General features: G+C 59.9%; 13 protein-coding genes. 6 read left to right on the top strand and 7 right to left on the bottom strand.

Going from position 1 to position 13610, the window contains the following annotated elements; genetic code table 11:
* Positions 1-56: 56 nt before the first annotated feature.
* Positions 57-1133 carry a hypothetical protein gene (locus ACLI1C_RS18995; protein ID WP_411399137.1) on the bottom strand — a complete coding sequence of 359 codons (1077 nt, stop codon included), beginning with the start codon at positions 1131-1133 and terminating at the stop codon, positions 57-59.
* Between the two features lie 460 nt (positions 1134-1593).
* Between ACLI1C_RS18995 and ACLI1C_RS18990 the strand changes: the two genes are divergently transcribed.
* The 3 genes from ACLI1C_RS18990 to ACLI1C_RS18980 are packed head-to-tail and all read left to right on the top strand — an operon-like array spanning position 1594 to position 3820.
* Positions 1594-2412, top strand: a complete 819-nt coding sequence (locus ACLI1C_RS18990) for an SDR family oxidoreductase (RefSeq protein WP_411399136.1) — start codon at positions 1594-1596, stop codon at positions 2410-2412.
* Positions 2406-3140 (top strand): FadR/GntR family transcriptional regulator, encoded by a 735-nt coding sequence (locus ACLI1C_RS18985; RefSeq protein ID WP_411399135.1) that lies wholly within the window; start codon positions 2406-2408, stop codon positions 3138-3140. The genes ACLI1C_RS18990 and ACLI1C_RS18985 overlap by 7 nt, the downstream gene beginning before the upstream one ends.
* On the top strand, positions 3140-3820 hold the full coding sequence (locus ACLI1C_RS18980) for an RraA family protein (protein ID WP_411399134.1): 681 nt from the start codon (positions 3140-3142) through the stop codon (positions 3818-3820). Before ACLI1C_RS18985 ends, ACLI1C_RS18980 begins: the two co-directional genes overlap by 1 nt.
* Positions 3821-3886: 66 nt before the next feature.
* Here ACLI1C_RS18980 and ACLI1C_RS18975 read toward each other — a convergent pair whose 3' ends face one another.
* The 4 genes from ACLI1C_RS18975 to ACLI1C_RS18960 all read right to left on the bottom strand — a co-directional run bounded on the left by ACLI1C_RS18975 (position 3887) and on the right by ACLI1C_RS18960 (position 7389).
* A complete protein-coding gene (locus ACLI1C_RS18975) occupies positions 3887-4684 on the bottom strand; it encodes an IclR family transcriptional regulator (RefSeq protein WP_411399133.1) in 798 nt (265 codons plus the stop codon).
* Between the two features lie 80 nt (positions 4685-4764).
* Positions 4765-5394 carry a DAK2 domain-containing protein gene (locus ACLI1C_RS18970; protein WP_411399132.1) on the bottom strand — a complete coding sequence of 210 codons (630 nt, stop codon included), beginning with the start codon at positions 5392-5394 and terminating at the stop codon, positions 4765-4767.
* Between the two features lie 3 nt (positions 5395-5397).
* Positions 5398-6393, bottom strand: coding sequence for a dihydroxyacetone kinase subunit DhaK (locus tag ACLI1C_RS18965; protein WP_411399131.1), 996 nt, complete (start codon positions 6391-6393; stop codon positions 5398-5400).
* A gap of 60 nt (positions 6394-6453) precedes the next feature.
* Positions 6454-7389, bottom strand: coding sequence for a dihydrodipicolinate synthase family protein (locus ACLI1C_RS18960; RefSeq protein WP_411399130.1), 936 nt, complete (start codon positions 7387-7389; stop codon positions 6454-6456).
* Between the two features lie 302 nt (positions 7390-7691).
* Here ACLI1C_RS18960 and ACLI1C_RS18955 point away from each other — a divergent pair, with 302 nt between their 5' ends.
* From ACLI1C_RS18955 to ACLI1C_RS18945, 3 genes are all read left to right on the top strand, one after another.
* On the top strand, positions 7692-8651 hold the full coding sequence (locus ACLI1C_RS18955; protein ID WP_411399129.1) for a tripartite tricarboxylate transporter substrate binding protein: 960 nt from the start codon (positions 7692-7694) through the stop codon (positions 8649-8651).
* Positions 8652-8751: 100 nt separating this feature from the next.
* Positions 8752-9171 carry a tripartite tricarboxylate transporter TctB family protein gene (locus ACLI1C_RS18950; RefSeq protein ID WP_411399128.1) on the top strand — a complete coding sequence of 140 codons (420 nt, stop codon included), beginning with the start codon at positions 8752-8754 and terminating at the stop codon, positions 9169-9171.
* 6 nt (positions 9172-9177) lie between these two features.
* Entirely contained in the window at positions 9178-10692 is a 1515-nt protein-coding gene (locus tag ACLI1C_RS18945) for a tripartite tricarboxylate transporter permease (protein WP_411399127.1), read from the top strand.
* 248 nt (positions 10693-10940) lie between these two features.
* Here the strand turns inward: ACLI1C_RS18945 and ACLI1C_RS18940 are convergent, their stop codons facing one another.
* The gene (locus ACLI1C_RS18940) at positions 10941-12062 is read right to left on the bottom strand and encodes a 5-methyltetrahydropteroyltriglutamate--homocysteine S-methyltransferase (protein ID WP_411399126.1); all 1122 of its coding nucleotides are present in this window, start codon (positions 12060-12062) and stop codon (positions 10941-10943) included.
* A 419-nt stretch (positions 12063-12481) separates the two neighbouring features.
* Positions 12482-13519 carry a LacI family DNA-binding transcriptional regulator gene (locus ACLI1C_RS18935; protein ID WP_411399125.1) on the bottom strand — a complete coding sequence of 346 codons (1038 nt, stop codon included), beginning with the start codon at positions 13517-13519 and terminating at the stop codon, positions 12482-12484.
* Positions 13520-13610 lie beyond the last annotated feature (91 nt).

Raw genomic sequence — 13610 nt, 5'->3', positions numbered from 1 at the left:
ACTTGACCCTTGCGTGATGCTGCACTGCCGGGGCTAAGCCACGGTCAAAGACACGATTACGATGCAGAGCATCCTTCAATAATCATGTTAACAATGACCTTTCCAGCATCAACTTGGAAGCCAACAGCCCCGTTGGGCAGTTCGCTACCGAGTGTCCCTGTACCATCAAGCTGAGCCATCGATGGCAATTCAGTATCACCTGTTCCGTCATCGAACAGCGCGTAGATCTGAAACGACCCGACGATGCTGCCACCACTGACAAAGGCCATTTTGGCCGTCTCAAAACCTTGTTGGCTGGCGTTCGCGTTGGTTAGCCATGTCCCTCGCACCTGCGATAGATATGGGCCATCCACAACAAACGTGCCATAACCAATCATCGCTTCTGTTCCGTGGGAAACCACGTGACGCAACAGCCGAAAGCCACAGACTGCGCGGTCGTATTTGGCTGTCAGTTGGTGCTGGCCGAAGTCAAAAACGTCCTTTTGAGGTGTTTCCACCAATGCAGGATCGTTTGTAGCGACGGGCACCTCGCTGACTGGCGCTGCTAAATCAGCGGGTACATCTTCGGCATCGGGAACTGTGGCGTTCGAAGCAGGACTATCTGCCTTCTTAGTCTCAATGGGGACATTAGTCTCAACTACATGTTGGTCATCGTCGGCTGTGATTGCTTCGCTTTCATACCGGGCATCGGCCTGGTTCATATGGGCAAATTCAGCATCAGCCAAATCCGTACACAGCTTCATGTTGGGAAATTTTTCGGGACCGCTGAACTGGGCACGGAGGACATTGTTAATGCGAAAAAAGACAACGCGCATCTCGCCATCATTCGCGCCGAGCGCTTTCCCGCGTTCCAGCGCCAGATTGAACATATGCACCGAAAGGTCCGCAAAAAAGTCAGCTTGGTGAGCAAGTTCTGGGCGTTTTGCGGCTATATCAAAAACGACCGAACAAGTTAGAACTTCGCCAAATCTTTCATCATTTAGTTGCTCACCAGTATCTACTGTATTCGCCGCTGCTATTAGGCTTTCCGTGGCTGCGCTGTTCTCATTTGCCTGTGGATGAGCGGAACATGAGAAAACTGCAGCAAACGCAAAAGCGCAGAATAGCGATGCAAATTGCCTCTTGCCAAGCATAGCTGTCCCCAACTCAATCGAAAAAAGTCTATATCGGGGGCAGGGCTTTGTCAGTTGAGAATTGGTGTCGTGCTGAATTTTAGCGAAGGTGACTACCTACCAGCCACTTTTCATGCTTCCACTTGCGCAGGGGAATCAGCTGTAGTCGTAACGCTCGACAGCCCAACTGATACTGATACTGCCTGTCTGTCCGTCATCAACCAACAGCACATCCGCTTGTCCCTGGATTTGGGAAACGTTCAAGGCAGTCGCGCCGGCTGAAATGAGGCGCTTTGCTGATTGGCTGGGCAGGGGCCGCAAACAGTCTGTCTCCTTTGCGCTTCAAAGTCCCTGAGGCAAGACTGCCCTCTCCTGCCGCGCTGGAGCCGCAAATTGAGAGAAGCAGGCCTGCCAAAGCCGCTTGCCAACCATACAGCTCCCGCTTATGACATATGACTTATGACATAAGTTGGAGTCGTGGATGTCGGAGTTGTTTAGCGTTGCGGGAAAGGTGATCGTAGTCACGGGTGGTTTGGGTCAGCTGGGGCGCGAATTTGCCACTTCCCTGGCCAAAGCCGGTGCCAACGTTGCGGTCTTTAGCCGCCGTCCGATTACACAGAACAAGCTCGACGAGCTGTTCCCCGGGTTGGCTGACAGCATCCGCGTCTATGAAGCCAGCGTCACTGACAAGGCGGCTCTCGAAGCCGCGACCGACAAGCTGATCGCCGACTGGGGCGTCCCCCACGTGTTGATCAACAATGCCGGTATCGACTCCAAGCCCGATGGCGGCGCCGAGCAGAACGCTCCGTTCGAGGTGTATCCGCAAAAGTTCTGGGACGACATTATCGACGTCAACCTGACCGGTGTCATGCTGTGCAGCCAAGTCATAGGCTCCAAGATGGCCGAACAGGGCCGCGGCAGCATCATCAATGTCGGCTCTATCTACGGAATGGTTTCGCCCAATCAGGCACTCTATGCCTACCGCGAAAAGCGCGACGGCGTGCCTTTCATCAAGGCCGTGTCCTATGCGGCCTCCAAGTCCGGCCTCATCAATCTCACGCGCTATGTTGCCACCTACTGGGCCGAAAAGAACGTCCGCTGCAACCTCATATCGTTTGGGGGTGTCAAAACCGGCAGCTTCGACAAGGAGTTCGTCGACAACTTCCTCGAACGCGTCCCGATGCGCCGTCAGGCCGAAAAGGGCGAGTACAATGGCGTCGTCCAGTTCCTCGCTTCCGATGCCTCCTCCTATATGACCGGCTCTAATGTCGTGGTCGATGGCGGCTTCACCGCATGGTGACCGCAGCCGCGCCGGATCGGGGCAAGCTCCATATGTCGGTGGTCTCGGCCATCGAAGCTGACATCTTGTCCGGCGATCTCAAGGTGGGCTCCCGCCTGCCATCCGAAGCCGATCTGGCGCGGAGATTTTCGATCAGCACCCGCTCGGTGCGCGAAGGCCTGCAGATCCTCGAGACCCGTGGACTGGTGCGCCGCCGCCATGGCGAGCGTGCCGAGGTGGTGCGGGACGATGTCAAACAATTCATCGGCTCGCTGGCGACCAATGTGCGCAGCCTGTTTGCCGAAGATCCGGCCTATCTGGTCCAGCTTATGGATGTGCGCCGCATGTTCGAGCTTGAAGTGGTTGGCCGCCTGGCCGCAGGTGAGGGAGCGCTTTCTGACGACGTTGCAGCAGCGCTCAGCGATCTCGCGAGCGCCACCGACTTTGCTCATTACGCCGAGGCCGACGCCAAGTTTCACCGCGCGCTCGTGCAGTCGCTGGGCAACGAAATCCTCTCCAGTGTCTACGGCAATCTTTACGCTCTGATCACCGACGTCATCCGCCTCACCAGCCGAGTCCCCAGCAAGACGCAGGCGGAGGGTGTGGCCGAACACGAGGCGATCTTCGACGCCATCCGCAGTGGCCAGGCCGACACCAGCCGCGCTCTGATGCGCGAACACATCGACAACTCCACCGTCTATCTCCAGCAGGCGATCGACGCCGCCAACCAACAAGGACGACCCCGCTAATGGCGACATACGACTACAACCAGACCGATTGGGGCGCCATCAAGCGTCTCTCCAAGTGGTATTCGGGTGATATCCACGACGTGCTCGATGGCCGCGGACCGTACGGCTATCTCAAGGGCATCAGCCAGTTCGGCGTGCTTGCGCCCGGCCAGGTCATTTGCGGTCCGGTCTCCACAGTACTCTACGAAAAGAGCCCGCGCGTCGGCCAGCCGCAGGACATCTACCATGGAGCCATCGATGCCGTGGTCAAAGGTGGCATTCTGATGGTGGATTCCTCTTGCGCCGAAGGCTCAGGGACCGGCGAATTAATGTCGAGCGGCGCCAAGACCAAAGGCGCTGTCGCAACCGTCGTTAACGGCACGGTGCGTGATCTCGCCGAAGTGCGCAAACTCGATTATCCGCTGTTTGCCAAGGGCATGAGCCCGGTTGGCGTTTCCGGTCGCATGGAAGCCACCCACTACCAGGTCGATCTCGATATCGACGGCGTCCGAATTCGTCCTGGCGACGTGATTTTTGCCGACGTCACCGGCGTCGTGGTCATCCCGTCCGAACTTGTTGGCGTCATTGCCGATGCGGCCGACGAGTTGGGCAAGAATGAAATCGCCTGCCGCCAGCGCATCTTGGCCGGCGAAGATCTGCAGTCCATCTGGCCTGTCGGCAAGGCCGGCGGCCCGGTCTGATCCAGCGGCTGGCCCCATGGCCAGCCAAGCGTCTTCACGCCAACGGAGGAGGGGGCAATGCATCAATCAGCGTACATAGCCCAGCCGCTGGGAAATCAGGTTGGCGTGGTAGATGACGACCTTGTTGAGCTCGTCCACCTCCGTGACGGGCATCTGCCAGGCCGGGGCGCTCACGCTGATGCCGGCAAACACTGCGCCATGCTGATTGCGGATCGGGGCACCGATGCAGCGCAGCCCCGGCTGGTGTTCGCCGTTGTCGATGGAATAGCCGCGCTGCCGCGTCAGCTCCAGCTCGCCAGCGAAAGCGGCCGGGTCGGTGATGGTGGTCTCGGTGAAGCGCTCGAGTCCTGCCGCGACGACCCGATCGACGATCTCGATGGGCTGATAGGCAAGGATCGCCTTGCCGACGCTGGTGCAGTGTACCGGCGAATTTTCCACCATCGTGTTGCTCAGCATCGGCTCGGCCTCCGTGCGCTGGATCACCACCGCCCGCAGCCCGTCAAACACCGCCAGATGCACTGCACGGCTGGTCAGCCGATGCAGCGCATCCACGATGACGCGGCCTTCGCGATGCAGTTCGAGGTTGGCCAGGACTGTATTGCCCAGCTCGAACAAACGCAGGCCCAGCCGGTAGAAATCACGCTCCCGATCCTGCTCGATAAACCCCACCTCTCGCATCGCCGCCAGGAGGCGATGGGTGGTCGACCGCGGATAGCCGGTCTGTGCACAGATCTCGGCCAGGCTCAGTGCCCGACGCGACGTGGTAAAACAATCGAGCACCCGCGAAACCTTGGTGAGAGACTTGAGGCTCTCGTCGCTGCGGGCCGCTTTGCTCGGCACGGATGCCGCGACAGAATCGGTCATAGGTTAAGTCTCAGCGCCTCAGTTGCTCAGTCACTTGGGACTGACGGGGTTCGATTTCATAGTTTAGTTGCGGCACCACCTCAAGCAAGCGCGGTTGCGCTATGATTGGTGGTCACCGCACGCACAATCTCGGCCAGCGCCAGCATGCCGGGGTCATCCAGACCGACGCTTTTTTCGGCGAACATTCGCGCCCGGCCCATGGCCGATGGACGCTCCCGGAATTCCAGCAGCGCCTGATTCATGGCCTCGCGCGCCGCGGCAGCAACGGCCGCCGGGTCGTCCTTGCCGGCGATGGCCCGGGCCAGTGCATCCAGTCCGTCGATGATGGTTTTTGCCCCCAACTCGGCTTTCCCCCGCGCCATCGCGGCGTCGCGGACGGCGAGCAGGATCTGGCTGAGCCCGTTCCACTCTATAGCGTCCTGTCCGGCACTGGCTTTGCCGGCCGTCATCATTGCGGTGACGATCAGGGTGCCCAGGCTCGATCCGGTCGAAGCCGCACCAGTCTTGGCCAGCGCCATGAAACCGGCACCGAGATCGGGTGCATTTTGCAGATCGACAGCTGCAAAGCTGCCGATCAGGCGGGCCAGCATGGTTCCGGTATCCCCATCTCCAAGCTTGGCATCGGCAGCATTGAGCTGATCGGTCAGGCCTCCCATGGCCCTGTTGGCGCGCTCGATTGCATCAGCCAGGGTGTGTACGTCAATGGCCATGGCTCAGCCTACCTTCCAGAACGGGCAATCGGCCGGCGCAGCCAGCAGACCCTCGATCTCGTCATCGAGGAAACACAGGCTGATCGAAGCGCCCCCCATTTCCATCGAGGTCACATAGGGCCCGATCAGCGGCCGCACGATGGTGAGCCCGGCCGCATCGAGCTGCTGCGCAGCTCGGCGATAGAGAATGAACAGCTCCTCGAACGGCGTGGAGCCCAGGCTGTTGACCAGCACGGCCACGCGGCTGACCCCAGCGGGACGCTCCGCCAGCAGCATTGCGATCATTTCGTCGACCAGTTCGTCGGCGGGACGGATTTTGTGGCGCCAGATGCCCGGCTCGCCGTGGATTCCCATGCCGAACTCGATCTCGTCATCGGCAATAGTGAAATTGGGTCCTGCCGCGCCTGGTATCTGGCAGGAGGACAGCGCCACCCCGATTGTGCGCGTCCGGTCCACCACCTTCTGGGCTATGGATGCCACGGCGTCGAGATCGCCTCCGGCCTCTGCCATGGCGCCGGCAACCTTGTAGGCAAAGATCAGCCCGGCCACGCCGCGTCGCTTGTGTCCCTCGGCTGGCCTGGCACTCGCAATGTCATCGGTGCCCAGAACGGTGCGGGTCTCCACGCCCTCGAGAGCAGCGAATTCGCTGGCCATCTCGAAGTTCATGCGGTCGCCACCGTAGTTGCCGAACAGGCACAGCACGCCGGCGCCTCTATCGGCCGCCGCAATAGCGTCCTGGCACGAATTGATGGTGGGTCCCTCAAAGACATTGCCGATGGCACAAGCATCAAGCAGGCCAGGCCCGACATAGCCAGTAAAAAGCGGCAGGTGTCCCGAGCCGCCGCCGGAGACGACGCCGACCTTGCCCGGCCGCATGGCTACGCTATGGACAATCGCGCGGCGGTCGTCGCCGACACGTCTGAGACCGGGATGGGCCAGGCACAACCCGTCGAGCATTTCGTCGACATAGTCGGCAGGGTCGTTGATCAGCTTCTTCATGTCACACTCCCAGGCAGGACCGGGCACGAGCCGCTAAGGCAGCGGCCCGTTCTCTCACGATCAAGCAGCCGACCTTGCCCGGACATCGACCAGCTCGAGAACTGGCGCAAGAGCGGCGTCGATCTTTTGCTTCTGCTCGTCGGTGACGCGCTCCATGGGGGCACGCGGGTGGAACATGGGCAGGCCCTGGCGGTGCTGGATATACTTGACGCAAGCCGGCAGGTTGTCGTGGCGCAGGGCATTCCACAGCGCATTGAGCCGGAAGTGGATGTCCTTGGCGGTCTTGTGATCACCCGCCTGCACTGCGTTGAACAGCTTTACGGTAACGCCCGGCACGGCACAGGTCAGTGCACTAATAGCGCCATGCGCGCCCAGCGCGAAGCTGGGATAGAGCAGAGCGTCGATACCGGTCAGCACAATGTTTTCCGGCTTGGCCCGCAGCATCAGATCGGACACCGATTTAACGTCGCCGGACGACTGCTTCATGCCCACGACGCCGGGCACTGCTTCCATGATGGCCAGCATGTCGTCGATGGACAGGTAATTCCATGGAATGACGTTGTAGATCAGGATCGGCACCTTGGTCGCTTCCCAGATGGCGCGGAAGTGCTCGATGGTAGCCTCGCGGCCCGGCTTGAACAGGTAGTGGACCGGCGTCACCTGCAGTGCGTCGATCTTGATGTCGCCAAGCGCCTTGACCCTGTCGATGGCTTCACGCGTCGACTGCACGATCAGGCCGACAACGAACGGCACTCTCCCGGCATTGGCTTCATGCGCCTCGATCATGGCCGCGGTAAATTCGGTGGACGACAGCGTATGACCCTCGCCGGTCGAACCGCCGACCACGATGCCGCGGACGCCCGATTCGATCATGAAATCGACCTGCGGCTTGAGCGCGCCCTTGACCAGATTGCCATCGGCATCGAAGGGCATCGACAGCGGCGGCAGGATACCGGTCAGCGTTTTGCGCAGCGATTGCGCGATCTGGTTCGTCATCGAATTCCTCCAAAACGGGGACGGTCGCCACCTCGGCGACTTTCGTTCCAATATTCTTGCACGACAGAAGTCGCTCGACATCATCGAGCCATGCAATTCCACAATACGGAACAGCATTCCTGTAATGGATAAGTGTGGGAGGGCCTCTATGTCAACTATGGCTGCAATTTTTGCGGCTTTTTTTACACACCTTGCCAGTGCCTATTCCGTGTGGTAGTTCCGGATTGTGGTATAGAAGTTTGCGATACGGCAAGCGCTACACGAATGTCGGCTAGCCCGACCCACCCATGGGAGGACAATGAATGACCCTACTCAAGAAGCTCGCTGGCGCCTTGGCGCTATCTGTCCTGGCAATTGCTCCAGCAGTCGCCCAGTATCCTGACCACGCCATCAACCTGATCATCCCATGGGCCGCAGGTGGTGGCACTGATGCCACGGGGCGCATCGTTGCGAATCTATTGGAAAAAGAACTCGGCCAGCCCATCAACGTAATCAATCGCACCGGGGGCGGCGGCATTGTCGGCCACACCGAAATTTCCTACTCGCCGCCAGATGGCTACACGCTCGGTATCATCACCACCGAGCTGTCCATGTACCACTGGATCGGCACTTCGCCGCTCAACTACGAGAACTACGAAGCACTGGCCCTTTTCAATGCTGATCCTGAAGCGGTGTATGTCCGAACCGATGGCCCGACCCTTGACGAACTGCTGGCCGAAATTCGCGCCAATCCCGGGTCCATCAAGGCTTCCGGCGCCAATCTCGGCGGCATGGCCCATCTCGGTTGGGCCGGCGTGCTGACCACCAATGGCATCGACCCGGCGGACGCCCCATGGGTGCCGTCCGAAGGTGCCTCGGCAAGCCTACAGCTGCTGGCCTCCGGCGCCATCAGCGTCGTGACCACTACCATGCCCGATGCCCAGCCCATGGTTGACGCCGGCGAAGTTAAGCCACTGGTGGTTGCTGCAAACGAGCGCGTCGCCTCGGCCCCCGATATCCCAACCGCCGAAGAAGCGCTCGGAAACAAATGGGCCGCTTACGCCTGGCGTGGCATTGCAGCCCCCAAGGGTCTGCCGGAAGACGTCAAGGCGCGCCTGACTGAGGCTCTAGACAAGGTGCTGACCAGCGCCGAGTTCACCGAGTTCATGGCCCAGCGCAACTTCGGGGTCGACTATCGCGATGCCGCCGGCTTCGAAGCCTTCATGCAGGACGCCGATGCCTCCATTGGCACTGCCCTGCAGGCTGTCGGCCTCGCAAAGTAAGCCGCTTCCCCTTTAGGAACCATAACGGCCGGAGCCAATCTCCGGCCGTTCAACCAACAAGAGAATGCGCATGAGGCGGTCACTTCCATTGGATAGCGTCTTGGGTCTGCTGTTCGCTCTGGGTGGGGTGGCAATCTTTCAGCAGGCGCTCAGTCTGCATCCCCTGCCGGGGATGAATGTGGGACCGGGTCTGTTCCCGTCAATCGTCGGTTTGGCCATGGCGCTCATGGGTACGGCGCTCACCATCCAGGGTTGGATCGTGCGCGATGAGGCAGAAGAGGCCCCGCCGCTCATTACTTGGTTTGCTGTTGGCATCGTGGTTGCCATTATCGGGGCAATCGTCGCCATGCCATTTCTGGGCTTTCTCGTCGCGGGCACGATCTTCTCGATTGGCATCGTGCTGATTAGTCGTGGGGGCTGGCTTTCGGCGCTGATCTTCAGCCCCATCGCCACCGCCGCGATCTATTTCATTTTCACTATGGTGTTGCGGGTCTCGTTGCCGCACGGGCTGCTGGGGTAGCCATCAATGGAAGCATTCGCCCTCGCCGCCAGTATGGTCTTCAACGTTGAAACCTTGCTGACCATTTTCCTTGCGGCCGTTTTCGGTCTCTTTGTTGGCGCCATTCCAGGCCTGACCGCCACCATGGCGACCGCGCTCCTCGTACCGATCACCTTTTACCTGGCCCCCATTCCGGCCATTGCCGCTATCATTTCCTGCACCGCCATGGCCATCACCGCCGGTGATTTGCCCGGCACGCTGCTGCGTATTCCTGGCACACCAGCTTCGGCCGCCTATGTCGAGGACTCATATCGCCTCGCTCAGAAGGGGCAGGCAGGTCTGGCTATTGGCATCGGCGTCGTCGGCTCGGTGCTGGGGGGACTGTTCGGCTTCTTGTTCTTGCTGTTCACCGCTCCCATGCTCGCAAAAGCGGCCCTAGGCTTTTCAAGCTTCGAATATTTCTGGTTGGCGGCGCTCGGCCTTAGCTGCGCAGCGCTGATTTCCTCAGGTGGCATGATCAAGGGTGCGCTTGCCTTGCTGCTTGGCCTTTTCATCGCTCAGGTTGGCATGGACCCCCTGACAGCGACACCCCGCTTCACCTTCGGCAGTATCGAACTGATGGGCGGCATCAGCTTCATCCCGGTGATGATCGGCATGTTCGCGGTCTCCGAGATCATGCGATCGGGGCGCCGCGCGATGGCCGAAGTGCCCCAGATGAACCTCAAGAACCCGTTCAAGGGGACGCTACCTGCCTTGTGGAAATATCGTAAGAACCAAATAAGGGGTTCGATAATCGGCTCGCTGCTTGGGGCGTTGCCTGGCGTCGGCGGCGACCTTGCCGCCTGGATTACCTATTCGCTTGCCAAGCGTACTTCCAAGGAGCCGGAAAAGTTCGGCAAGGGGCACCCTGAAGGACTTGTCGAAGCCGGCGCCACCAACAATGCTGCCCTCAGTGCCTCGTGGATACCGGCCATGGTCTTCGGAATTCCGGGGGACGCCGTGACAGCTATCGCGGTTGGTGTTCTGGTCATGAAGGGCCTCGATCCCGGTCCGACCCTGATGACACTTCATCCGGAAAATTTCTATGCGGTGATGATTGTTTTCGCCATCGCCAATGTCCTGATGTTGCCCCTCGGCTGGGTTGCCGCCAAGTCCGCCCGCTGGATCTTCGAAGTTCCGCGTGCCGTGCTGAACGCCGCTATCCTGCTCTTCTGTATCGTTGGGTCCTACTCGATGAACAATTCCATGTTCGGCGTCATTTTGATGCTGGGCGCCGGCGTTATCGCCTATGTGCTTGAAGCGCGGATGATCGCCATCGCACCAATCATTCTGGGTATCGTGCTCGGGCCCCTTGTGGAAAGCAACTTCACCACCTCAATGATGATTTCGGACGGCAGCCTGCTCGGCTTTTTCGGTCGCCCCGTCGCGGCAGTGCTCGGCGTCGTCACCCTGCTTATATGGAGTATCGCAATCTTCCAGACGGTTCGGAATTTTCGACGGGGTGACGACCCCATCGAGACAGATGTCCCGATAGGCCGGTAATTGAGACCCTTCACGCAACTCGCTCCAATGGGCCACTGAGATCGGCAGTGCGCACTTGGTTGGCAAGATTGCCTGTCAGCCCCCGACCCCCTTTGGTTCCCCCTCCAATTCCGAAGTCCGCTTTTTCGCTTGAACGGTCGGAATGAGGCGCCTGCGGAGCGGCTGATGTGGACACCTGCAGGCACGATCGAGCCAATCCCACCAATGCCCGCAAGCAGTTCGAGACTCCAGTACGCCCACCGGTGCGTCTACACATGGCCCCAGATAGCTTCGGCAGTCTTCACCACCAGATCGAGTTTCCGCCTTTGGTCGTCCATGGTGATGGAATTGCCTTCCTCGGTGGATGCGAAGCCACATTGCGGAGCAATGCCCAACTGCTCAATATCGGCATACTTGCTCGCTGCGTCGAACTTGCGCTTGAGGTCGTCGACCTCTTCGAGGTCTGCCACTTTAGTGGTGATGAAGCCGGGCATCACGCGCTTCTTGCCCTTGGGTAAAAGGCGCAGCGGCTCGAGCCCACCGGCGCGCTCCGTGTCATACTCCATGAAATAGATATCGACATCGGTCTGGTTGAAGATCGCGTCGGCAGCCGGGTCATAGGCGCCTTCGGCCACCCAAGTGGATTTGAAATTGCCGCGGCACATGTGCATGCCGATCAGCATGTCCTCGGGTCGGTCGGCAATGGCATCATGCATCATCTTAGCATAGCGCCCGATCAGCCAATCGGGATCCTCGCCCTTGGCCTTTCGCTCTGCGCGGATCTTGGGGTCGCAAAGATAGGCAAAGAAGATATCGTCCATCTGCAGGTATCGGCAGCCAGCGTCATAGAAGGCCCTTACAGCGGCCTTGTAGGTCGCGGTGATGTCCTCGAAATAGGCCTCGGCGTCGTGCTTGTAGTCCTGGACGGCAATGTCGTCCTCGGCAATTCGAAAATGGATGGCACTTGGGCCGGGAATGGAGATCTTCGGCGTCACTTTGGTATGGGTGGCGACAAACTTGAAATGCTCCAGCATGGGGTGGTCGGCTGGAAAACTCAGCCTGTTGGTGATCACCGGCACGTCGGCCTTGGTGGCCACGCCATGAAACTGGATGCCGCCGCCCTCACGCTGGATGATGTCGAGTCCGTTGAGCATCCCCATGAAGTCGAAATGCCACCAGGCCCGGCGGAATTCGCCATCGGTGACCGCCTTGAGGCCGGCATCTTCTTGCATGCGGATGACGTCGCGGATCGCCTCGTCCTCGATAGCGCGCAGGTCATCGGCGTCCATGCCGCTCTGTTCGGCGCGTGCCTTGCGGGCCGCCTTTATGCTGTCGGGGCGCAGGAAGCTGCCGACGACGTCGGCACGATAGGGCGGCTTAGCAAGTGCCATGAGTAACTCCTCTTTCGGGGGTGTAGTTAAGGTCAGCCAAAAGCTGAATGGCAGGCTAGATAGAACCGTGGTGATATTGCGTGTCACCGGGTTTGGAGACTCCTCGCGGGCAGTACGCCTCAACTCCGTCAAGACCGGCGCGCCCAATTCTTCCACGGACCGCGGTGACCGCCCAGCGAACGGTGGCCCTTCACCCTGGTGGTAGTGCTAGGATCCAGGTGGCCCAAACGAGTGGCAGCCTACGACCCATTGAAGACGTTAGCTACTATCGCTCAAGATCCCGAAGCGGACAATCATTGACGGTGATCAGCACCGGCTTGCGCGCATATGGGTCGTTGGTCCGCCAGCGGCGGAATGCGGAAGGCAGCGTAAGAGCGAAGGCATAGTGGCAGGAGCTCGCCAGCTTGATCGAGGACTTCTTAGCCAGTGTGAAGTTCAATTGCTTGGAGTGCCGCCGCTAGCCCCGCGGGATTCGCGGGTCCGTGGGTGGATCGTTCGACAAATTCCGGCGTCAGCAGAGTTCGTCTCGGTCGCGCATCGGGGGCGGCCTGCTCGAGACGCCAACGCAAGGCCTGCATGGCGGCTGCGCCGATCTCATGCATGGGTTGGCGGACTGTCGACAGCTTGATGCCGAGCTGCGATGCGGTGTGGGAATCGTTGGAGCCAACCACAGAGATGTGCTGCGGAATCTTGAGACCCAGTTCCATCAGGCCCCAGGCCAGGGTCATGGCGACAAAGTCGGTTGCGCCGGCAAAGGCTGTAGGCATCTGGGGGCCGCGCAACGTCTCAAGGACCACGCTCTTGGCATCGACGCTGGCATCGAATCGCACTGCCGGCAAGGCCAACCCGCCGTGCACGCGCATGGCCTCGACGAGGCCAGCCTGACGCAAGTTTCGGCCTTCGTCCTCGGGGGCGTCGGTGAAGAATGCGATGCAACGGTGGCCCGCTTTCCCAAGCACGTCGCCCGCGCAGTATCCGCCGTCGAAATTGGCGGCCTGGACGCTATCGATCAGCTCCATAGGCCTAGGATGCCCGATAAGCACCTTCGGGATGTCCAGCTGCATGAAGGGCTCGATGATGCCGCGGGACCGGCGGCCTGCGAGCAACAGGCCATGCACATTCTCCTGCACGATGTCGGTTCCACGATCAGAGCTCAGCACGTCGATCACTAGGCGATAGCCCAGGGCGCGAGCCTCTATCTCTGCACCCTCGATGACCTCGATCCAGAAGCTTGAGTTGATTGCGTCTGCCTGCGGAATGACGAGGTGGACAATTTTCTCGCTCGCCGCGAGTCGCGGCACGCCGGTATGGTTGTATCCAACCTCTCTCGCCAGTTGCATGACGGCATCCCGCGTCTTTTCGCTCACACCGGGTTTGCCAGATAGCGCCCGCGATACGGAGAACTTCGAAAGGCCCAGGCGCCGTGACAGGTCGTCAAGGGTAATCTTCTGCGTCATTCTATGGCTCCGCGACCAGCAGACGCGCTCTAGCAGAGGCGCATCTTAACCGCAATATATTTGAGCCAAGCGCAACTATATTGCGGTTAAA

This window comes from Devosia sp. XGJD_8, from assembly GCF_046614475.1.
GTDB lineage: Bacteria > Pseudomonadota > Alphaproteobacteria > Rhizobiales > Devosiaceae > Devosia.
The sequence above is the reverse complement of the archived record's forward strand: the minus strand, read 5'-3'. Positions and strand labels throughout refer to the sequence as shown.

Excerpts from the sequence above, each read along its gene's own strand:
- ACLI1C_RS18995 (WP_411399137.1), bottom strand. The coding sequence starts at position 1,133 with ATGCTTGGCAAGAGGCAATTTGCATCGCTATTCTGCGCTTTTGCGTTT.
- ACLI1C_RS18990 (WP_411399136.1), top strand. The coding sequence starts at position 1,594 with ATGTCGGAGTTGTTTAGCGTTGCGGGAAAGGTGATCGTAGTCACGGGT.
- ACLI1C_RS18985 (WP_411399135.1), top strand. The coding sequence starts at position 2,406 with ATGGTGACCGCAGCCGCGCCGGATCGGGGCAAGCTCCATATGTCGGTG.
- ACLI1C_RS18980 (WP_411399134.1), top strand. The coding sequence starts at position 3,140 with ATGGCGACATACGACTACAACCAGACCGATTGGGGCGCCATCAAGCGT.
- ACLI1C_RS18975 (WP_411399133.1), bottom strand. The coding sequence starts at position 4,684 with ATGACCGATTCTGTCGCGGCATCCGTGCCGAGCAAAGCGGCCCGCAGC.
- ACLI1C_RS18970 (WP_411399132.1), bottom strand. The coding sequence starts at position 5,394 with ATGGCCATTGACGTACACACCCTGGCTGATGCAATCGAGCGCGCCAAC.
- ACLI1C_RS18965 (WP_411399131.1), bottom strand. The coding sequence starts at position 6,393 with ATGAAGAAGCTGATCAACGACCCTGCCGACTATGTCGACGAAATGCTC.
- ACLI1C_RS18960 (WP_411399130.1), bottom strand. The coding sequence starts at position 7,389 with ATGACGAACCAGATCGCGCAATCGCTGCGCAAAACGCTGACCGGTATC.
- ACLI1C_RS18955 (WP_411399129.1), top strand. The coding sequence starts at position 7,692 with ATGACCCTACTCAAGAAGCTCGCTGGCGCCTTGGCGCTATCTGTCCTG.
- ACLI1C_RS18945 (WP_411399127.1), top strand. The coding sequence starts at position 9,178 with ATGGAAGCATTCGCCCTCGCCGCCAGTATGGTCTTCAACGTTGAAACC.
- ACLI1C_RS18940 (WP_411399126.1), bottom strand. The coding sequence starts at position 12,062 with ATGGCACTTGCTAAGCCGCCCTATCGTGCCGACGTCGTCGGCAGCTTC.
- ACLI1C_RS18935 (WP_411399125.1), bottom strand. The coding sequence starts at position 13,519 with ATGACGCAGAAGATTACCCTTGACGACCTGTCACGGCGCCTGGGCCTT.